Annotated in this window: 14 protein-coding genes; 9 read left to right on the forward strand and 5 right to left on the reverse strand. The window is 65.7% G+C overall.

Annotated features, from left to right (window positions below):
* On the reverse strand, positions 1-1,351 hold a 1,351-nt coding region (locus AX735_RS02030), incomplete at its 3' end, for an amidohydrolase (protein WP_231749985.1).
* An 8-nt stretch (positions 1,352-1,359) separates the two neighbouring features.
* Complete coding sequence (locus tag AX735_RS02035) at positions 1,360-2,244, reverse strand: NAD(P)-dependent oxidoreductase (protein ID WP_066274848.1); 885 nt, start codon at positions 2,242-2,244, stop codon at positions 1,360-1,362.
* Positions 2,245-2,303: 59 nt separating this feature from the next.
* On the opposite strand from AX735_RS02035, the gene AX735_RS02040 reads away from it, so the two are divergent.
* The 7 genes from AX735_RS02040 (at position 2,304) to AX735_RS02070 (ending at position 14,479) form a co-directional block, all read left to right on the forward strand.
* Positions 2,304-3,530, forward strand: coding sequence for a threonine ammonia-lyase (locus AX735_RS02040; RefSeq protein WP_066274853.1), 1,227 nt, complete (start codon positions 2,304-2,306; stop codon positions 3,528-3,530).
* Between the two features lie 371 nt (positions 3,531-3,901).
* Positions 3,902-4,657, forward strand: a complete 756-nt coding sequence (locus tag AX735_RS02045) for an arginyltransferase (RefSeq protein WP_060977669.1) — start codon at positions 3,902-3,904, stop codon at positions 4,655-4,657.
* A gap of 102 nt (positions 4,658-4,759) precedes the next feature.
* A complete protein-coding gene (locus AX735_RS02050) occupies positions 4,760-6,997 on the forward strand; it encodes a BamA/TamA family outer membrane protein (RefSeq protein ID WP_231749986.1) in 2,238 nt (745 codons plus the stop codon).
* Positions 6,997-11,193, forward strand: a complete 4,197-nt coding sequence (locus AX735_RS02055) for a translocation/assembly module TamB domain-containing protein (protein WP_066274859.1) — start codon at positions 6,997-6,999, stop codon at positions 11,191-11,193. The genes AX735_RS02050 and AX735_RS02055 overlap by 1 nt, the downstream gene beginning before the upstream one ends.
* 237 nt (positions 11,194-11,430) lie before the next feature.
* Entirely contained in the window at positions 11,431-12,339 is a 909-nt protein-coding gene (locus AX735_RS02060; RefSeq protein ID WP_231749987.1) for an alpha/beta hydrolase, read from the forward strand.
* 2 nt (positions 12,340-12,341) lie between these two features.
* The gene (gene kynU, locus AX735_RS02065; RefSeq protein ID WP_066274862.1) at positions 12,342-13,577 is read left to right on the forward strand and encodes a kynureninase; all 1,236 of its coding nucleotides are present in this window, start codon (positions 12,342-12,344) and stop codon (positions 13,575-13,577) included.
* Between the two features lie 62 nt (positions 13,578-13,639).
* A complete protein-coding gene (locus tag AX735_RS02070) occupies positions 13,640-14,479 on the forward strand; it encodes a universal stress protein (protein ID WP_066274868.1) in 840 nt (279 codons plus the stop codon).
* Between the two features lie 120 nt (positions 14,480-14,599).
* Here AX735_RS02070 and AX735_RS02075 read toward each other — a convergent pair whose 3' ends face one another.
* From AX735_RS02075 to AX735_RS02085, 3 genes are all read right to left on the reverse strand, one after another.
* On the reverse strand, positions 14,600-15,646 hold the full coding sequence (locus AX735_RS02075) for a tyrosine-protein phosphatase (RefSeq protein WP_066274870.1): 1,047 nt from the start codon (positions 15,644-15,646) through the stop codon (positions 14,600-14,602).
* A 14-nt stretch (positions 15,647-15,660) separates the two neighbouring features.
* Positions 15,661-18,333: a TonB-dependent receptor gene (locus tag AX735_RS02080; RefSeq protein ID WP_066274874.1), complete on the reverse strand. Its 2,673-nt coding sequence runs from the start codon at positions 18,331-18,333 to the stop codon at positions 15,661-15,663.
* A 147-nt stretch (positions 18,334-18,480) separates the two neighbouring features.
* Positions 18,481-19,161, reverse strand: coding sequence for an arylesterase (locus AX735_RS02085; protein ID WP_082750879.1), 681 nt, complete (start codon positions 19,159-19,161; stop codon positions 18,481-18,483).
* Positions 19,162-19,214: 53 nt separating this feature from the next.
* Here AX735_RS02085 and AX735_RS02090 point away from each other — a divergent pair, with 53 nt between their 5' ends.
* Positions 19,215-19,940: an ABC transporter ATP-binding protein gene (locus AX735_RS02090; protein ID WP_066274885.1), complete on the forward strand. Its 726-nt coding sequence runs from the start codon at positions 19,215-19,217 to the stop codon at positions 19,938-19,940.
* A 112-nt stretch (positions 19,941-20,052) separates the two neighbouring features.
* On the forward strand, positions 20,053-21,387 hold a 1,335-nt coding region (locus tag AX735_RS02095; RefSeq protein ID WP_156447391.1), incomplete at its 3' end, for an ABC transporter permease.

Genomic DNA, 21,387 nt, shown 5'->3' on the forward strand with positions numbered 1-21,387 from the left:
ATGCATGGAAGACGCTGAGCCAGGCGAGCGGCACGCCCGCCTGGCTCAGCGTCTTCCATGCATAGGCGCCCGCCAGCCGCGCCGGGCCCAGCCGAGCTTCGGCCATCAGCCGATCCGAAATCTGGTGCACCGGCTGCATCGAGGCGATGATACCGTTCTTGGCGAAGCGCGGAATATCCACGGGGTCGATGATCTGCGCATGCTCGATGCGCCAGCGGCGGTCGCCCTTGTAATCCTTGGCCAGTTCCTCGATCGCCGAGAGCGCCTGCGCATTTGCGCCATCGCCGATGGCATGCGCGGCGACCTGGAAATCATCCATCGCAGCGCGGCTCATCATGTTGAGCAATTGGGTGTCGTTGACGAACGCCAGGCCGCGCTGGCCGGGCATGTCGGCATAATCGGCCTTGAGCAGCGCCCCGCGCGAGCCGAGCGCGCCATCGAGATAGAGCTTCACGCCGTTGAGCCGCAGCCGGTCGTCATACAGCCAGGGGGTCGGGCGGGGGCCGCCGATCGCGACCATCGCCTCGATCCCGGCGGCATAGGACATGATGCGAACGCGCAACCGGCCTTCGTCCCCGGCGCGGCGATAGGCCTGCCAATCGTCGATCGTCGTGCCCATATCGGCGATGCCGGTAATGCCGAGTGCGAGCAGATGGTCCTGCGCCGCGATCAGCGCAGCATCGCGATCGACCGCGCGCGGTGGCGGCACTGACTTGCTGACCAGCGCCTCGGCGGCATCGACGAACACGCCCGCAGGCTTGCCGCCGATCCGCTCGACCCTGCCGCCCGCGGGATCCTTGACGTCGGGCTTGACGCCCGCGGCCTTCATCGCGGCGGTGTTCGCCCAGCCGGCATGGCCGTCGACCCTTTCGAGCCAGACCGGGCGATCGGGCACGACTGCGTCGAGATCGGCAGCGGTGGGAAAGCGGCCCAGACCCCATTTCTCCTGGTTCCATCCGCGCCCGATGATCCACGGGCGGCTGGGATTCTCGTCGGCATAGGCCTTGATCTTGGCGAGCGCCTCTTCGAGCGATTTCGTGCCCGACAGGTCGAGCGTCAGCAGCGAGAAGCCCAGCCCCATGACATGGCCATGCGCGTCGATGATGCCGGGCATCAGCGTGCGGCCATCGCCATCGAGCTTGTAGTCGAGCTTTTCGGGACGCTTGTCGCGGCGTTCGAGCAGCTGCTTCACCTTGCCGTCATTGTCGATGACCAGACCGGTGAAACTGACGACCTTGCCCTTGGCGTCTAGCGTCATGCCGTTGACATTGTCGATCAGCCCATCAGCCCAGACAGGCGAGGCGGCGCTGGCAAGCAGGGCGGCGGCGAGCGCGGCGGTGCGCGCGAACATCGGACGGCTCATTTGCGGGGAAGCCTGCGGATCAGCGCGCTGGTATCCTGGCGGCCCGCGCCCAGATGCTGCGCCTCGGCGAAGAACTGGTCGAGCAGCGCAGCGACGGGGATCGACGCGCCATTGTTGCGTGCCTCGTCGAGCGCGAGGCCCAGGTCCTTGCGCATCCAGTCGATGGCGAAGCCGAAATCGAAACTGTCCTCGGCCATGGTCTTCCAGCGATTGTCCATCTGCCAGCTCTGCGCTGCGCCGCCGGAAATCGCCTGGAACACCTTGTCGAGATCGAGCCGGCTCGCCTGGGCAAAGCGCATCGCCTCGCTGAGCCCGCCGAGCACGCCCGCGATGCAGATCTGGTTGACCATCTTGGTGGTCTGCCCGTCGCCGGGGCCGCCCACATGGACAATGCGGCTCGAATAGCTCTTGATGATCGGGCGCGCGGCATCGACCGCGTCCTTCTTGCCGCCGCACATGATGGCGAGCGTGCCGTTTTCCGCGCCTGCCTGGCCACCGGTCACGGGCGCATCGACGCACAGGATGTTCTTGGCGCGGCCTTCGACCGAAATCTGCCGCGCGATGGTGGCCGAGACGGTGGTGTGATCGATGAACAATGCGCCCTTGGGCAAGGTCGTGAATGCGCCCTGGCGGCCCATGATGACCTGCGCCAGGTCATCGTCATTGCCGACACAGGTGATGACCGCATCGACGCCTTCCGCCGCCTCGGCCGGGGTGGCTACGACGCGGGCCCTTTCCGCCAGATGCGGATGCGCCTGAAGCCAGGCCTGAACCTTGGCTGGAGTGCGATTGTAGAGCGCCAGGCTGTGCCCGTCATTGCCCAGATGACGCGCCATGGGCCCGCCCATCACGCCGATACCGATAAATGCTATATTTGCCATGGCGGTGCCTTAACGGATGTTTTCAATCCGCGCCATATCGGTTAGGGGCCGCAGCCGATATGACCAGCCCGACCGAACGCCTCACCCTGGATGATATCCGCGCCGCGCATGTCCGCATCGCAGGCTCGATCGTCCGTACGCCCACGCTTGTCAGCAAGACGCTGTCGGCGATTACCGGCGCGACGGTGTATCTCAAGTTCGAGAACCTGCAGTTCACCGCTGCCTACAAGGAGCGGGGCGCGCTCAATTTCCTCAGCCAGATGAGCGAGGAGGCCAAGGCCAAGGGCGTGATCGCCGCGTCGGCCGGCAACCATGCGCAGGGCCTGGCCTGGCACGGCACGCGCCTCGGCGTTCCCGTCACCATCGTGATGCCCAAGCCGACGCCGACCATCAAGGTGCAGCAGACCGAGGCCAATGGCGGCCGCGTGATCCTGTTCGGCGAGAAATATGACGATGCCTATGCGCATGCGCGCGAGCTGGAGAAGAGCGAAGGACTGACCTTCGTGCACCCGTTCGACGATCCGGTGATCGCTGCGGGCCAGGGGACGGTCGCGCTCGAGATGCTCGAGGATGCGCCCGAGATCGATCATTTCGTGATTCCGATCGGCGGGGGCGGGCTGTTCTCGGGCATGGGCACCGCCGCGCGCGCGCTCAAGCCCGGGATCAGGCTGACCGGCGTGCAGGCACAGCTCTATCCCAGCATGTACAATACGGTGAAGGGCACCCAATATCCGTGCGAGGGCGATACGCTGGCCGAGGGCATTGCCGTCAAGCAGCCCGGCGATTTCACCCGCGAGATCGTGCGTGCACTTGCCGATGACATCGTGCTGGTCAGCGAGCCTCAGCTCGAAACCGCTGTCAGCCTGTTGCTGCAGATCGAGAAGACGGTGGCCGAAGGGGCTGGGGCTGCAGGTCTCGCCGCGCTTCTGGCCGAACCCGATCGGTTCCGCGGCCAAACCGTTGGCGTGGTGCTGTGTGGCGGCAATATCGATACGCGGCTGCTCGCCAATGTGTTGCTGCGCGATCTGGCGCGCTCCGGCCGTCTGGCGCGGCTGCGCATTGCGCTACAGGATCGACCCGGCGCGCTGTTCAAGGTGATGCGCCAGTTCGATGCGCACCAGGTCAACATCATTGAAATCTATCACCAGCGTGTTTTCACCAACCTCCCCGCCAAAGGCCTGATCACCGATATCGAGTGCGAAGCGCGCGACCGCAGTCAGCTCGATGCGCTGGTCGCCTCGCTCAAGGCTAGCGGGTACGACGTTGGGCTGGTCGAGGTGGCCTGATACTGACCGATCGCGCGATCCTGTTCGTCATTCCCGCGAAAGCGGGAATCCCGCTATGTTCAGAGCTTGCCGCAAAACCGTCACCCTCGCCTTCGCGGGGGTGACGGTTTGGAAGCGAGGATGTCGCGGATGGGGCCTGCCACCGGTTCGGCAGAAACTGGCGCACGGAGCTAGCCGGACCAATTCCGATTCAGCATGAATCGTCCCTTATCCACAGTCCCCCCACGATTGACCGCCGATTTGACTCGACTTGGCGCGGCTTAACCAAGAAAGTTGGTTAACCGGCTTGGCTTGCGGAGCGCTTGGCGGGCATATCGTTTGCCGAGCCTGATCCGCATTACCAAGCCATTTGCACAAGGACCGTCTGCCACGTGAGCGCACCGGCACGTTTTCCCCGTTTCTTCGTGACCAACCCTGGCCCGTGCCCTTATCTGCCGGGCAAGAGCGAGCGCAAGGTGTTCACCGAACTGAGCGGGCCTCATGCTGACGAACTCAACGACGCATTGAGCCGCATCGGGTTCCGTCGCAGCCAGAACGTTGCCTATCGCCCTAGCTGCCTCGATTGCCGCGCCTGCGTGTCGGTGCGCGTGGTGGCTGACCAGTTCGTGCCCTCGGCCAACCAGCGCAAACTGCTCAAGCGCAACCGTGATCTCATCGTCTCCGCCTGCAAGCCCTGGTCGACGCAGGAACAGTACGATCTGCTGCGCCGCTACCTCAAGACGCGGCATCCCGGCGGCGGCATGTCCGACATGGACGACATGGATTATGCCGACATGGTCGAACACACCCCGGTGCGCAGCTATGTCATCGAATATCGCGAGCCCAACCCGGACGGTAGCGCGGGCAAGCTGGTCGGCGCCTGCCTGACCGATCAGCAGGGCGATGGCCTGTCGATGATCTACAGCTTCTACGAGCCCGATCACCCCACCCGGCGGGGCCTGGGCAATTACATCATCATGGACCATATCCAGCGCGCGGCGCGCGCCCGGCTGCCCTATGTGTATCTCGGCTATTGGGTAAAATCTTCGCCGCGGATGCAGTACAAGATCAAATATCAGCCGCTGGAACTGCTTGGCCCCGATGGCTGGCACGCTTTCGACCTTGAACGCGACGGTGCGGGCGCATAACGACTATTTCGATTTCGGGCGGGAACCTGCCCGCGCTGAAAGCATATCGAGTCGATGAGGCAGGGTGATCGCGGGCGTCTTGCGAGGGCGGGAACACTGGTCATGCTGGTCGCTGGCTGTGCATGGCACCATGTCGCGTGGGCGCAGCAGGCCGACGAAGCCTCGCAGGTTCCATCCGCTTCATCCGCTCCCTCCGGCACCGTCCTGCAGCCCGAAGACCCGCAGGTCGAGGACCCGCTGAACATCGACCCGCTCGCCCCGCTCGATCAACTGCCGGGAATGGAAGTCGAATGGCCAGAAGGCGGGGATATTCCGGCCTGGCCCGGCGAATTTGCGGCAGAAGACGTGCTTCCTGCGGAGACTCAGGCCGCCGACGCTTCGGACAGTTCGACCGGCGACGTTGTCGCGACCGATGCCGATGATGTCCGCGACGGTCTGGCGACTGCAGCACCCCCGGCGGAGACGGACGACGGCGCGCTGGCCGAGGATGCCGAGGGCGATCGCGCCGCCCGCCGCGCCGAACGGCAGGCCGAACGCGAGGCGCATCGGGCCGAACGCCAGGCGCTGCGCGAAATCGACGATGGCGACGTGCGCTATCGCGTCACCGTCAACTTCCTGCCGACCGAAGATCTGGCCGAGCTGGACCAGGATGCGTTCCGCAACCGCTTCCAGGCGCTGTCGACGCTTGAGCGGCTTTCGGATGACGATGCCAATCTCGCGCAGGTCAATCGGCGTGCCCGCGACGACAATGATCTGATCGACACGATGCTGCGCGTCTATGGCTTCTATGATGGCGAGGTGCGCAATTCGGTCGCCAGGATTCCGGATCAGGACCGCGTGCAACTGACGTTCGATGTCAATCCCGGGCCGATCTATCGGTTGAGCGCGATCGACCTGGCCGGGCTCGATGCCGTGGGCGTCGATGTGCCTGCTGCGCGTGCGGCCTTCGGCATGAAGGTCGGCGACGCTGCCAATGCCGACCGGATCGTAGCCGGTCGGCTGGCGGTGCTGACCCGGCTGCTCGAAACCGGCTTCCCTTTTGCGCAGACCGGCGAGCCCGATCTGCTGATCGATCACGAGGCGCGCAGCGGGGCGCTGACCGTGCCGGTGACACCCGGCGGCCAGTACCGGTTCGGCGGCGTCATCGCCAAGGATGACGGCCTGTTCGGATCCCGGCATCTCGAGCGGATCGCCCGGTTCGATCGCGGCGATATCTTCCAGGCGTCGGAGATGGACGATCTGCGCCGGGCGATCCTGGCGACAGGTCTGGTCTCGACCGCGACGCTCACCCCGGTCGCCGCGACCGATCCGGTGGGCAACGACCCGGGCACAGTAGACGTCCAGGTCGAAACCGTCGCCGCCCCCTTGCGCACCATCGCAGGCGAGGTCGGCTATGGCACGGGCGAAGGCTATCGCGCCGAAGTCAGCTGGGAACATCGCAACTTCTTCCCCCCCGAGGGCCTGGTGCGCGCGCGTGCGGTCGGCGGAACGCAGGAACAGCTGATCAACTTGGTCTATCGCCGCAACAATTTCCTGAAGCGCGACCGCGTGCTGACGGCGCAGGTGCTGGCCAGCAATATCGACCGCGATGCGTTCCAGGCGCGGACCTTCCTGGTGGCCGCCTCGATCGAGCGGCAGACCAATCTCATCTTCCAGAAGAAATGGACCTGGTCGCTCGGGGCGGAACTGGTTCTGTCCGACGAGCGCGACAGCCGTGCGCGGATCGTCGGAGGCGCAAGGCGCACCTTCTTCATCGCCGCGCTTCCCACCGCGCTGACCTATGACGGCACGGACAGCCTGCTCGATCCGACCCGGGGATTCCGGTTGGGCGGACGGCTGTCACCCGAATATTCGCTGCAATCGGGCAGCAAGGGCTATGTTCGGATACAGATCGACGGCAGCTATTACCAGCCGGTATCGGACAGGATCGTGATGGCAGGGCGCGTGCGGTTGGGCAGCATCGTCGGCGCCAACCGTTTCGACATCGCACCATCGCGGCGCTTTTATGCGGGTGGCGGCGGATCGGTGCGCGGCTATGGCTTCCAGGCCATCGGGCCGCGTGATGGCAACAACGACCCTATCGGCGGCAACGGCCTGGCTGAAGTGTCGATCGAGGCGCGCGTGCGCTTCGGAGATTTCGGGGTGGTGCCATTCTTCGACGCGGGCAATGTCTATGCCGGCAGCACCCCCGATTTCAGCGGCATCCGCTATGGTGCAGGTATCGGTGTACGCTATTACAGCAGCTTCGGTCCGCTGCGGCTCGATGTCGGGACCCCGCTCAACCCCCAGCCGGGCGATAGTCGGATCGGGGTGTATATCTCGCTCGGACAAGCCTTCTGATGGCGGACGAGGCCATTCCAACCCCGGTTGAGCAGGCGGCGCCGCAGGCCAGCCCGGTGCGCTGGCTGCGCGGTCTGATGATCGGCTTGGTCGTTCTCGCTGGGCTTGTCGCCGCATTGCTGTTCGGGCTGGACAGCGGGCCAGGGCGCGGTTTCGTGGCAGAGCAGATTGCCGGCTATCAGCTCAAGTCCGGCCTGTCGCTCCGCGTGGCCCGGATCGACGGGTCGATCTATGGCAAGGCCGTGCTACGCGGGGTCGAGCTGCGCGACACGAAACGGATCTTCTTCACCGCATCGACGGTCGATCTCGATTGGCGACCCTTCAGGTTCCTGAGCAATCGGCTGGATATCCGCGATCTCGTTATCCGGCGCGGCGAGTTGCGCAGCCTGCCCGAGCTCAATCCGGGCGATCCCGACGATCCTCTGCTCCCGGCCTTCGACATCCGCATCGACCGGCTGCGCGCGGACGGTCTGGTGATCCGCGAGGGCATTGCCGGGCCGCGCCGCGTCGCCAATCTGGCGGGGCGGGTCGATATCCGGTCGGGCCGGGTGCTGGTCGATGCGCGCGCGTCGCTCGCCGACGGCACCGATCGGCTGGCGGTAAAGATCGACGCGATGCCCGATCAGAACCGGCTGCAGATCGACGGTGGTGTCCGTGCGCCCGCCAACGGCGCCATTGCGGCACTGGCCGGGCTGAAGCAGGACATGGCCGCCTCGATCAAGGGGCAGGGCGACTGGGATTTCTGGCAGGGCAGGCTGCTTGCCAGGCTGGGCAACCGCGAACTCAGCGCGCTCGACATCAACCAGCGCGAAGGCGAGGTGCGGATCCGGGGCTTTGTCCGGCCCGAACCGCTGATCGGCAGCAGCTTCGCGCGCGCGCTTGGTCCTGCGGTCGGTGTCGTGGCGCGCGGCACGCTCGATGCGCGGGTGCTCTCGGGCATGATCGCGCTCGCGGGGCAGGCGGGCACGGCCAATGCGAAGGGCGCGATCGATCTGGGCGAAAACCGGTTCGACAATGTCGAGCTTCTTGCCGCACTGTCGCGTCCCGGGCTGCTCGCCGATGGCCTGGAGGCGCGGAACCTGCGCGCGACGGTGACCCTGAACGGCCCCTTCGGCGATCTCGAGGCGCCTTATAGTCTGTCGGCGGATCGCGTGGCGCTCGCCGGCGTCAGCGCCGAGCGACTGCTGGCGCAAGGCACTTTGACCCGGCAGGGAAGGGACTTCACCATGCCGGTCAAGCTCAGCGCGACACGCGTCGTCACCGGCAATGCCTATGGCGACCGGCTGGCCAATGGACTGACCGGCCAGGGCATCGTGCGCCTGCGCGACGGCGTGCTCAGCAGCGATCCGATCCGGCTCGCCAGCAAGAGCCTGGTCGCGCTGGTACAGCTTTCGGGCAGCAGCCAGCGCGGGCGCTATCTCGCAGTCGTCGATGCGCGGCTCCCCGCCTTCGGGGTCGAGAATGTCGGCGATGCCGATATCGATGCCAATGTGCGCGTCGCTTTCGGTGGCGGTGCAGCCTGGGATGTGCTCGGCGATGTGCGCGTGCTGCTGCGCCGCGTGGTCAACGAGACGGTGGTGACGTTGATCGGGCCGTCGCCGCGCTTTGCCAGCAAGTTCAGCTACGGCGCAGGCCAGCCCTTCGTGTTACGCGATGCGAGCCTGGCGGCGCAGAAGCTGGCGCTGATCGGCGGCGGACGGGTCGAACCGGATGGCCGCATCGTCCTGCGCGCCAGCGGCCGTCACCGCGATTACGGTCCGCTCGATGTGAGCGCGGATTCGATCCGGGGCGACACGCGCGCGGTGCTCATGCTCGACGATCCGCTGCCTGCGCTGGGCGTGCGGGACCTTCGGCTCGCGCTCGGCACCGTTCCCGATGGGTTTTCGGTCGACGTGACCGGCCAGTCGACGCTGGGGCCGCTCGAGGGCGCGACGCGCATCTTTGCGCGCGAAGCTGGGCGGACGCTGATCGAGATCGAGCGGTTCACGGTGTCGCAGGCGCTTTTCGCGGGCAATATCTACGCCACCAAGGCCGGGCTTGAAGGTGCGCTCAATGTCCGTGGCGGGGGCATTACCGGCGATGTCACGCTGGATCCGCGCAGCGGCGGGCAGGGCGTAAAGGCCATGCTCGACCTTGCCAATGCGCGCTTCGACGGCGAGGTGCCGATCACGATCAACCGCGGAGCGGCGGAAATCGACGCGCTGATCGCCGAGGGACGCAATACCATCACCGGCAGCGTGCGCGCGCAGGGCATCGGTCGCGGACCCCTGTTCATCGGAAGGCTCGCGGCCAATGCCAATCTCGTCAACGGTGAGGGACGCGTGACCGCTTCGCTCGCCGGGCGGCGCGGCAGCAATTTCGACCTGCAAACCAGCGCGCAGATTGCCAGCGACACGATCACGCTGGCGGGCAATGGCAGCTATGGCAACCGCCGGTTGCGACTGGTACGGCCGGCGCGGCTCAGCAAGCTGGACGATGGCGGCTGGCGACTGGCCCCGGCGGTGCTGCGCGTCGGACGCGGGCGGCTGGGCCTGCAGGGCCGCTTCGGCGGCGGGCTGACCGATATGAGCGCGCAGTTCAACACAGTCCCGCTGGCGCTGTTCGATGTCGCAGTGCGAGAACTCGGCTTCGGCGGCAATGCCTCGGGCACGCTCAGCTATCGTCAGGCCGAAGGCGGTGTGCCGACGGGCAAGGCAAGCCTGAAGTTCGACAATCTCACCCGGACCGGCTTGATCGCCAGCTCGCGCCCGGTCGATATCGCGGTGAACCTCGCGCTGACGGTCGACGCACTGGCCGTGCGCGCGGTAATCGCCGAACAGGACAAGACCGTCGGGCGCGCACAGGCGCGGATCGGCAGCCTGCCGCAGGGGTTCGACCTGCTCGGGCGGCTGCGGCGCGGGACGCTCGCCGGGCAATTGCGCTTCAACGGCCCTGCGGACTCGCTTTGGCGGCTGCTCGGTATCGAGGCGTTCGACGTCACAGGCCAGGTCGGTGTCGCGGCGAACCTTTCGGGCAGCCTGATGGACCCCAGCATCAATGGCGTGCTGGCAACTCGCACCGCGCGCCTGGAAAGCACGCTGTCGGGCACGGTCATCAGCGACATCGCCTCGCGCGGCCAGTTCAACGGATCGCGGCTGACGCTGACCAGCTTCAGCGGCAAGGCGGGATCGAACGGCACGGTCAGCGGATCGGGCTATGTCGATTATGGCGGCCTGTTCGCGTCGCCCTCGCGCGGTGTCGCGGTCGAGATTCGGGCAACGGCGAAGAACGCGCAGCTGGTCAACCGCGACGATTTCGGCGCGACGGTCACGGGGCCGCTGACCATCTCGTCCGATGGCACATCCGGTACGCTGGGCGGCGATGTCGTACTCAATCGCGGACGTTTCCGGCTCGGCCAGTTCAATGCGGCCGAAGCGCTTCCGGTCATCAACGTGCGCGAGATCAACCGCCGCGCCGACGAGGCGCCGCGCCGCGTGCGACCGGCGGTCTGGCGCTATGACGTCAAGGCACGCGCACCCAACCAGTTCACCGTAACGGGCCTTGGCATCAACAGCGAGTGGGGCGCGAATGTGACGCTCACCGGCACGGTCGATGCGCCGCGCATCACCGGTCAGGCGGACCTGATCCGCGGCGAATATGAATTTGCCGGCCGCGATTTCGAGCTGGTCCGAGGGCGCATCAACTTTCGCGGGGAATCGCCGCCAAACCCGGCGCTCGATATCGCGGCGTCGGCAAACCTTACCGACCTCAACGCAACGATCAACGTGCGCGGCACGGGCCTTGCGCCCGAGATCAGCTTCACCAGCACGCCTGCGCTGCCCGAGGACGAGCTGCTCGCACGGCTTCTGTTCGGGTCGTCGATCACCGATATTTCCGCGCCTGAAGCGGTGCAGCTGGCTGCAGCGCTCGCTTCGCTGCGCGGTGGCGGCGGGCTCGACCCGATCAACGCGCTGCGCGGGGCGATAGGGCTCGACCGGCTGCGGATCGTCGAGGGCAACCAGACGCTGGGTCAGGGCACCAGCATCGCAGCCGGCAAGTACATCACGCGCAACACGTATGTGGAGATCGTCACCGACGGACGCGGCTATTCCGCGACGCAGGTCGAGTTCCAGATCACGCGCTGGCTGTCGCTGCTCTCGTCGATCTCGACCATCGGCAGGCAGAGCGCGAACGTGCGGATTTCGAAGGATTATTGAGGGTTGCGAATTATCCCTGGACACCGCCGCTCAGTCTGAGCCTGTCGAAGGCTACGCGCTTTGATTGCGGCCCCAAGCTGCATCTTGCACCAGACAACGCTGCAATCCAGAAGGCACGGACCGTGTCCAGTCTTGGCCTGAAAGGGACTTTTTGCGAAGGGGTTACGCGGGGCCTTCGACAAGCTCAGGCTGAGCGGAGGTGGTTGTGGACGGAATGAATCGGGGAGGAACCACATTGTGCGGACGATCAAATGGAGCGGAGCGGCGCTCGGTCTGGCCGCGCTCGGCCTGTCGCTGGGCGTTGGCTCGCAGGTGTCGGCCATGCTGAGCGCCGACACGCCGATCATGCAATGGCCCGATCTGCTCGATCAGCCTCGGCCCGCGCCGGACCGCACCATCGCCTATGGCAAGGACCCGCTGCAGCTGGTCGATCTGTGGCTGCCCGAGGGGAAGGGGCCGCATCCGGTCGTGGTGATGATCCATGGCGGCTGCTGGCAGACGGAGATCGCGACGCGCGACATCATGAACTATATCGCCGACGATCTGCGCAAGCATGGCATTGCCGTGTGGAACATCGAATATCGCGGTGTCGATCGCGGCGGCGGCTATCCCGGCACATATCTGGATGTCGGCGCGGCGGCGGACCTGCTGGGCGCGCAGGCCAAGGCGCTCAACCTCGACCTCGCGCACACCATCGCCATTGGCCATTCGGCGGGTGGGCATCTCGCCTTGTGGCTGGCCGCCCGCCAGGCGCTGCCCGAGGGCGAGCCGCTTCGTGGGGCCGCCCCGCTGCGGATCGATACCGCGATCAGCCAGGCGGGCATTGCCGATCTGCGCGCCGCGATGCAGCGCACCGGCCATGCCTGCGGCACCGAGGCACCGACGAAGATGGCAGGCGACAGGTTCGCGCTGACCTCGCCGCCCGAAATGCCAGTGAGCAAGGCGCAGCAAATCCAGTTCCACACCGACAAGGACCGCATCGCGCCGCCCGCCTATGCCGAGGCCTATGCGGCGGACATGAAGAAGCGCGGCATCGCGGTCGAAAACCACGTTCACGGGCCCGAGGGCCATGTCGAGCTGATCGCGCCGACCAGCCGCAGCTGGGCTGCGCAAAAGGCACGGATCAAGCAGTTGCTGGGGCGCTGACCATGACCGATTTCCCTTCGCTCGCCGAGGCCGAAGCCCGCGACGCCGCCGATCCCTTGGCCGGTTGGCGCGATCGCTTCACGCTGCCTGAAGGCGTGATCTATCTCGACGGCAATTCGCTCGGCGCGCTGCCGGTGGCAACGCGCGCGCTGATGCACGATGCGGTCGATCGGCAATGGGGAGAGGGGCTGATCCGCAGCTGGAACGATGCCGACTGGATCGGCGCGCCGCGCAGGATCGGCGACAAGATCGCGGCGCTGATCGGCGCGGGGCCGGGAGAGGTGATCGCCTGCGATTCGGTGACGGTGAACCTGTACAAGCTGATGGGCGCGATCCTCGCGGCGCGGCCCGGGCAGGGCAGGACGATCCTTACCGAGAGCGGAAACTTCCCCACCGACCTGCATGTTGCTGCGGGAATTGCTGCGCAGCATGGCCTGGTGCTCGATGCCTGCACGCGGGAAGAGATCAGTCAGAAAATCGGGCCGGATGTCGCGCTGATTGTGCTGACGCATGTGCATTACAAGACCGGCGAGCGCTTCGACATGGCCGCGATCCAGGCCCTTGCCGATGCGCATGGAGTCCCGCTGATCTGGGACCTGTCGCACAGCACCGGGGCGGTGCCGCTGAACCTTGCGGCCGATGCTGCGCGCTTTGCCGTGGGGTGCGGCTATAAATATCTCAATGGGGGTCCCGGCGCGCCCGCTTTCCTGTATGTCGCGGCCGAGGCGCTCGAGTTTCTCGGCTCGCCCATCCAGGGCTGGATGGGCCATGCCGCGCCGTTCGCGATGACCGACGATTATGCCCCCGCGCCGGGGATCGAGCGTTTCCTCGCGGGTACGCCGCCGATGCTTTCGCTGCTGGCGCTGGAAGCGGGGGTCGACCTCATGCTCGAGGCGGATCGCGATGCGCTGTGGACCAAATCGCAGGCGCTGTTCGATTTTCTGGGTCAGCTGATGGCGACGCGCTGCCCTGAACTTCAGCCGATCACCCCGGCGCGTGCCGATCTGCGCGGAAGCCATGCGAGCTTTGCGCACCCCAACGGCTGGCCGATCAACCGCGCGCTGATCGATGCGGGCGTCATCGGCGATTTCCGCGCGCCGGATGTGCTGCGGCTGGGCCTGACGCCGCTCTATCTCGGCTTTGCCGATATCTGGCATGCCGTGGATCGGCTTGCCACCATCATGGGTGAGGGGCGCTGGCAGCGCAGCGAATATAGTGCGCCGACCCGCGTGACCTGATCGCATCCTGGCGCGCGCCAGCACGTTGACCGGTAACGGCCGGAAACAGACAGGAGAGAGACATGCAGCGGCTTCTGGCCTGCCTCGACGTTTCGCATTATTCGCAGACCGTGTGCGAGCACGCCGCCTGGGCGGCGCAGCGGCTGGGCGCGTCGGTGGAATTGCTCCACGTCATCCAGCGCAATGATGCGCGCGCCGAGCTCGATGGGGCAGGGCTGGCGACGAAGCCGGGTCTGCTCGACGAGGTAATGGCGCTGAAGGCGGCGGAGGGGCGGCTCGCCGAGCGCCAGGGGCATTTGCTGCTGGAGGCCGCCGTGGACCAGTTGCGCGCGGGCGGGGTCACCGATGTCGAGCTCAGCTTGCGCGAAGGCGGGATTGTCGAGACGATAGCCGAGCGCGAGGCCTTCAGCGACATGACCATCATCGGCAAGCGCGGCGCGCAAGCGGATTTCGCCAAGGGACATCTGGGCAGCAAGGTCGAGCGCGTCATCCGCCAGAGCCGCAAGCCGGTGCTGGTCGCCACCCGCGTGTTCAAGGCGCCGCAGCGCATCGCCATCGCGTTCGATGGCGGACCCTCGAGCCGGAAGGCGCTCGAATATGCCTCGACGTCGATGCTGTTCGGGGGGCTCGATATCGATATCGTGCTGGTCGGTGGCTATACCGACAGCAACGCCGCGCATATCGACTGGGCGCAGACCCAGTTCACCGGACGCGCGGGCGTCAAGGCGGTGCAGCGCGAGGGCAATCCAGATGCGGTGCTGCCGCAGGTCATCCGCGAGCGGGGCATCGATCTTCTGGTCATGGGGGCATACGGCCACAGCCCGTTGCGCAACATGCTGGTCGGCAGCACGACGACACAGATGATCCGCGCGGGGCAGACATCGGTGCTGCTGTTCAGGTGATCGGTCTGGCTGATCTCCCGTCATTCCCGCGAACGCGGGAATCCCGCTTTTTCGGGCGCTTGGCGGTCTAAGCGGGACCCCCGCCTTCGCGGGGGTGACGGAGGGTGGAATGCCGGTGCGTTACTCCAGATAGAGCCCCTGCAGCCGCGCGATATCGACTTTCGTGACGCCGATCGTCGCCAGATAGCCCTCGACGCCGCCATAATCGCGGTCGAGCACCTCGAAGAACTGCGCCAGGTGCGACTTGCCCGAAGCGGAGTAGAGCGGCTCGGCCTTGACCCCGCCGGGCTTTTTCGCGGCGGCGGCATAATATTGCACGATCGGGTTGGTCGGATAATCGGCCGGATCGAGCGGCGGCATCTCGTTCTGCGGGCGGCGCAGCTGGGTGGAGAGGTGATAGTCCGCCAGGATCGTCTCGCGGTCGACGCCGAGCGCGCTCAGGATCAGCGCCGAGGCGATGCCGGTGCGGTCCTGCCCGGCGGAACAGTGGTACATCACCGCGCCGTCATCGGCGAGCAGCCGCTTGAACAAGGAGCGATATTGCGGGGCGAGCAGCTTTTCCATGCCGGTATAGACATATTCGCCCTTCATGCTGCCCATGTTCGCCATTAGGGGTTTCAGCGAATAATCGTTGGAGACAAACAGCGCGCCGGTTCGGTCGTCGAGCTGGGTCGCGGCAACTTCGCGTTCCTCGAGCGAGCGCAGGTCGACGATGGTGCCGATATTCAGCCCGCCGAGCAGCGCATAGTCCTGATCGGTGAGCAGCGGCAGCGCGCCCGAGCGGAATATCTTGCCCCAGCGCACGGTCTTGCCGCCCGCAGCCTTGTAGCCGCCCAGATCGCGGAAGTTCGATCCCCTGGCGAGCGGCAGTTCGCGCTCTGCGGTCAGCGTCAGCGAGGCATCACCGCCATCGCGCAGCACCAGGAACTGGCGCTTGCTCGCTGGCATGGCGACGATCGCCTCGCCCTTGCGACTGGCCTTGACCACCGGCACGGCGGCTCCGGCGGCAACCGGCGTGTCGGTCACGATGATGTCGACCGGGTCGCTGTCGGTCCAGGTCACCTTGACCTTCTCGGCATCGATGCGGCTGACCGTCACGCTGTCGATGGCGAGCGCGGGCGCGGCGCTGGCGAACAGCGCGAGGGCGAAGGCGGTTTTCACACGCATGGCATTCTCTCCTGTCAGAAGCCGAAGCGGATGCCGGCGAGGTAACGCCTGCCGATCTGTTCCACCTCGGTCGGGCGGCCCTTGTTGCCAAGGAAGGCCGTATATTTGGCGTCGGTCAAGTTGTTGAGATCGGCAAACAGGCTGATGTTCGGGGTGATGTCATAGCGGATCGCGACATCGACATTGGTATAGCCGCCGCGGAACTCGTCGCCGGTCACGGTGCCGCCGGTGCCGATCGACAGCGTTTCCAGATAGTCGCTGCGCCACTGATAGCTGGCGCGCACCGAAAGCCCGTATTTTTCGTAGTAGAGCGACGCGTTGACGATCGTGTCCGAGGTGCCGGGGAAGCCGATATTGCGGCGCTGGTCGGTATCGAAGCTGCCCTCGAGCAAGGTCAGGTTGCCCTGGAAGCCGAAGCCGTCGAGCGGCGAGGGCAGGAAGGTGAACTGCTGCTGATAGTTGAACTCGACGCCATAGAGCTCGCCCGAATTGCCGTTGAAGCTGGAGGTCAGCAGATAGCGCGAGCGATCGACGCCATTGCTGTTGAACGTATCCGATCCGACGATCTGCGTGTTCGAGAACAGCACGTTGTCGACCCAGCGATGGAAGCCCGAAACCGCAATGATGCCCTGGCCCGGGATGTAATATTCGAGGCTCGCATCGACGCCCCACGTGTATTCGGGGCGCAGCGTCGGGTTGCCGCCGCTGATCGTGCCCGGGCTGTTGGTGTCGTTGATCGCAGAGCCCACGCGGATTTCGCCGAAGCTGGGGCGGGCGATTCCGCGCTGGCCCGCGATACGGAAGACGAGATTGTCGGTGACATCGAAGCGCGCGTTCACGCTGGGGAAGATATCGGTATAATCTTGCGGCGCCGAGAGCGGCACCAGCGTGCCGTTGGCGAGCCGCGCCTGACCCTGGTTCTGCAACCGGAAATGTTCGACGCGCGCACCGGCAATGACCTGGCCGCCCTCGAACACCCATTTGGCCATGCCATAGGCGGTCAGCGTCTTCTCGTTCAGCTGAAAGCGGTTTTCCGCAGGCACGTTGTTGGCGGGGTTGAATCGGCCCTGGCGCTGAAGAGTCGCGAAGATATTGTCGAGATCGGCGCGCATCCGCGTGTTGTCGACATAGTTGAACGTGAGCCCAAGCGGAAAGCCGGTGTCCCAGGGTTTGTTGGTGATATAGCTGGCGGGGTTGAAGCTGAGCCCCGTGCCTGCCAGCGCCTGGGGCGAAAGCAGCACCGCGTTCGAGGTCGCGAAGATGAAGCCGCCAATGTCGCGATCGGCATAGAGCAGGCCGCCGGTCAGCGTCACATCGCCCAGCTCCTTGGCGACATCGAGCTTCACCGTATAGCTGTCGGTAAACACGTCCTGCACGATCGGGATAACGAGTGCCGGCGAAGTGTTGGCGTTGATCAGCGTGGTCTGGTCGAAATTCGCCAGCGCCGGGCCGCGCACGAAGCTGCCCGCCGGCGCACCGGGCACGGTCTGGAAAAGCTTTACGATCGGCAGGTTCGGGCGGCTGAAATCATAAGTGACCGACGGCGAGGTCGCGGTGGCGGTGCTCGCCTGGACCAGCGGCAGATAGGTGGTGTTTTCGGTGCGGGTATAGTTCGCCGCGACATTCACCTTCCAGCCATTCTCCTCGTAGTCGCCGCCGATGGTGTTGATGAAGTTGCGGGTGCGATAGTTGCCGAGGTTGAACGAGCCACGGATCGGCACGCGGACCAGATCGCCGCCCGAAAGGTTGCGCGTGCCCGACAGTGCGCGGTCGAGCCGGATCTCGTACTGGTCGCGCTGCTCGTCGTCCTTGAACTCGGTATAGATGGTCCTGGCGTAGAGTTTCTGGCCTTCCTGTGGCGAATATTCGAACGCGGCGAACAGGCCGTTGTTCTCGCGCACAAGGCGGTACTGACGTATGTCGATCTCGGTGGGGCCGAACTGGGTGTCGGTGGGGCCGCTGGGCTCGTCATACAGGCCGACTTCACGATTGTCGGTCACCTGCTCGCGGCGATAGTGCGATGCGCCCGCGACCACGCCGAACGTGCCGTCGCTGTACGAGACGCGGAGCGAACCCTGGCGCTGGTCGCCTTCGCCGAGCTCCATGAAGCCATATCCGATATCGCCCTGGACGTGGAAACCGGTCTTGCCCTCGAGCGGCGAAAAGGTGCGCAGGTCGATATTGGCAACGATCGCCTCGGCCTGGATATTGGGGGTGAGCGACTTGTTGATCGCCAGCGCGCTGAGGATCACCGCAGGCACCGCGTCGAAGCGATAGGCGCGCGTGAGACCACCTTCGTCCGCGCCGATCATCGGCACGCCGTCGATGCTGACCGAGGTCCAGCGATTGGGCGCGCCGCGCACCTGGATATAGCGTTCCTGGCCCTGGTCGCGCTGCACCGCGACGGCGGGCAGGCGCGACAGCGCGGCGGCGCTGTTCTGGTCGGGGAAGCGGCCGACCGAGTCCGCTGCCGAGATGTCGATCAGATTGTCGGCATTGCGCTTCTGCGCGATCGATTCGCCCTGCGCGGTGATGATCGCGCCCTGAACGATGATCTCGCCATTGCCGTCCTTATCGTCCTCGGTGGTTTCCTGCGCCATGGCGGGCATGCCGGTCGCTGCCGCGGCAAAGGCCATGAGCGAGATCGATGTGCGCAGCAGCGCGGTGGCAGATGTTTTCAGAATCATGGCGCAACCCCCGTTGGTGTTCGGGGGCGCAGCTAGGGACGCGCGATGACGCCGCCATGGCGTCTTGATGACGAAATGGACGAACCTTAGTTACGATATGACTTGCTATCGTAACTAAGGTGTCACGTCTTTGTCGCCAAGACGGGCTCAGCTCTGCAACCTGCTCGCAACCATATCGTCTATCCCGTTGACCACCTTGGCAATTCCCTTCGGATTGGGGTGAATGCCATCGGGCAGCATCAACGCCTTGTCGGTGATCACGCCATCGAGGAAAAACGGATATAATCCCGCATTATACTGCTTCGCCAGCGCGGGATAGATCGGGTTGAACTTGCTCGCATAATCCTGGCCCAGATTCGGCGCGGCGACCATGCCGGTGAGCACAACCGGGATATCGCGCTTCTTCAGTTCGTCGAGCATCGCTTTCAGATTGCTCTGGGTCTGGTCGGGACTGATGCCGCGCAGCATGTCGTTGCCGCCCAGGCCCAGGATGACGAGATCGGGCTTGCGCGGCAGGCCGTCGAGCGCGAAGGCGAGGCGCTGCAGGCCGGCAGCGGTGGTATCGCCCGAGACCCCGGCATTGTGCACCTGCACGTTCAGACCCTTCGCGGCCAGCGCCTTTTCGAGCTGCGCGGGGAAGCTTTCGTCCTGCTGGACATTATATCCTGCATAGAGGCTGTCGCCGAAGGCCATAACCAGCCGGGTATCGGCATTGAGCGGATTGCGACCGGGCTTTTCGGCTCCAGTCTCCTGGCCCTTTTCGACCGGCGGCTTGGTCGTTTCGTCCGACGGCTGCGTGCAGGCCGCGGTGCAATGGACAAGCAACAAAGCCGCCCCATATAGAATGCTGTTCCGTCCCAAAGCGAAAGCCCTTTCATTTCATGCACGATACGCTCACGCGGCCGCAAATTGCCCCCCATATTGCTATCGCCGCCCGCAATGTCACCCTCTCGCTGGGCGAGGCAGGCCATCAGACGCAGATTTTGAAGGGCATCGATCTGGAAATTCCGCTGGGCCAGTCGGTGGCGCTGCTCGGGCCTTCGGGATCGGGCAAGTCCTCGCTGATGGCGATCCTCTCGGGGCTGGAGCGCGCGAGCGGTGGCGAGGTGCACGTGGCGGGGCTCGATTTCGGGCCGATGGACGAGGACGCTCTGGCGCGCGCGCGACGCGGGCGCATCGGCATCGTGCTCCAGGCCTTTCATTTGCTGCCGACGATGACCGCGCTGGAAAATGTCGCGGTGCCGCTCGAACTGGCGGGCCTATCCGATCCGTTCGGTACTGCGCAGCGCGAATTGGAGGCGGTGGGGCTTGGCCATCGCGTCACGCATTATCCCAGCCAGCTTTCGGGCGGCGAACAGCAGCGCGTCGCCATCGCGCGCGCCATGGCGCCGGGGCCGGAGATCATCTTCGCCGATGAACCGACGGGCAATCTTGACGGCGCGACCGGCGAGGCGATCATCGACCTCTTGTTCAGCCGCCAGCGCGCCAGCGGGGCGACATTGCTGATCATCACGCACGATCCCTCGCTCGCGACGCATTGCGACCGGGTGATCGAGATGCGCGACGGGTTGATCGTTGCGGATCGGGCAGGGGGTGCTGTGAAGTGAACTGGCACCCCCCTTCATCGTCAATGGCGCGAAAGCGGGAATCCTGCTATTGCGCGACGGTAAAGCGGGAATCCCGCTTTCGCGGGAATGACGGGAAAAGTGGAGCTTGCGCATGAGCTGGGCGCAAATCTGGCGCATTGCGCGGCGCGATCTTTCTGGGCGGTTTCGTGGTCTTCGCCTGCTCATCATCTGCCTTTTCCTCGGCGTTGCGACGCTAGCGACGATCGGCAGCCTTACCGCGTCGATCACCGGCGAGCTGTCGCAGCGCGGGCAGGTGATCCTCGGCGGCGATTTCGAGGTCACGATGTCGCAGCGCCTGGCAAGCGAGGCGGAGCTCGCCGCGTTCGAGCGCGAGGGCGTGCTGTCCGAGACTGTACGGATGCAGGCGATGGCGCAGCGCACCGCGCCGCGCGCGAGCGGCACCGGCCCCGATGCGATCCTCGCCGAGCTCAAGGGCGTCGATTACGATTACCCGCTTTATGGCACGCTGACGCTGCGATCGGGCAAATACGCGCCGCTCGACCCCGCCAGCACGGTGATCGGGGCGGGGCTGGCCGACCGGCTCGACCTCAAGCCCGGCGACAGGATCCGCTTCGGCGAGGCCGAATTCGCGATCAGCGGCATCATCCTCGACGAACCCGACAGGCTGGGCGAGGGCTTCACGCTCGGTCCGGTGGCGCTCGTTTCCGATCTCGGCATCCAGCGGACCGGGCTGATCCAGCCGGGCAGCATGTACGAAGCGAAATACCGCGTGAAGGTCGGCCCGCTCGCGGATCCGGCGCAGTCGATCGCGCGGCTGAAGGCGGAATTTCCCGAAGCCGGGCTGGAGCTGCGCGACCGCGATCGCGGCGCACCGGGCACCGCGCGCTTCATCGAGCGCATGGGCCAGTTCCTCTCGCTGGTCGGCCTTGCCGCGCTGGTGATCGCCGGGATCGGCGTCGGCAACGGCGTCGCCTCGTATCTCGCCACCAAGCGCCAGGGCATCGCGACGCTCAAGATCCTGGGCGCGGGCTCTGGCGATATCCTGCGCATCTATCTGGTACAGATTCTTGCGGTGTCGGCACTGGCGATCCTGGGCGGGCTGATCGCGGGCGCGCTGATCCCGCCGGCGATCATCGCCGCTGCGGGCGATGTGCTGCCCGTGAAGCCGGGCTTTGCGATCCATCCGCTGCCGCTGGCGGTGAGCGCCGCCTATGGCCTGCTGATCGCGTTCATCTTCGCGCTGCCGCCGCTGGCGCGCGCGCGGCATGTGCCGGCGGCGGGGCTGTTCCGATCGCTGGTCGAGGGCAATCGCTGGCCCGATCGCGCGACGATGATCGCGGTGGGCGTGGGCATTGCCGGTATCGTCACGCTGGCGCTGGTCACCGCGCGCGAGGCGATATTCTCCGCCTGGTTCATGGCGGCGGCGACGGGCGTGCTGCTGATGCTCGCCGGCATCGGCTGGGCG

The sequence above is a fragment of the Blastomonas sp. CCH1-A6 genome (genome assembly GCF_001556365.1).
Taxonomy (GTDB): domain Bacteria; phylum Pseudomonadota; class Alphaproteobacteria; order Sphingomonadales; family Sphingomonadaceae; genus Blastomonas; species Blastomonas ursincola.

Coding starts and splice junctions, on each gene's coding strand:
- AX735_RS02035 (WP_066274848.1), bottom strand. CDS start 2,244: ATGGCAAATATAGCATTTATCGGTATCGGCGTGATGGGCGGGCCCATG.
- AX735_RS02070 (WP_066274868.1), top strand. CDS start 13,640: ATGCAGCGGCTTCTGGCCTGCCTCGACGTTTCGCATTATTCGCAGACC.
- AX735_RS02080 (WP_066274874.1), bottom strand. CDS start 18,333: ATGATTCTGAAAACATCTGCCACCGCGCTGCTGCGCACATCGATCTCG.
- AX735_RS02075 (WP_066274870.1), bottom strand. CDS start 15,646: ATGCGTGTGAAAACCGCCTTCGCCCTCGCGCTGTTCGCCAGCGCCGCG.
- AX735_RS02055 (WP_066274859.1), top strand. CDS start 6,997: ATGGCGGACGAGGCCATTCCAACCCCGGTTGAGCAGGCGGCGCCGCAG.
- AX735_RS02090 (WP_066274885.1), top strand. CDS start 19,215: ATGCACGATACGCTCACGCGGCCGCAAATTGCCCCCCATATTGCTATC.
- AX735_RS02040 (WP_066274853.1), top strand. CDS start 2,304: ATGACCAGCCCGACCGAACGCCTCACCCTGGATGATATCCGCGCCGCG.
- AX735_RS02050 (WP_231749986.1), top strand. CDS start 4,760: ATGCTGGTCGCTGGCTGTGCATGGCACCATGTCGCGTGGGCGCAGCAG.
- kynU (WP_066274862.1), top strand. CDS start 12,342: ATGACCGATTTCCCTTCGCTCGCCGAGGCCGAAGCCCGCGACGCCGCC.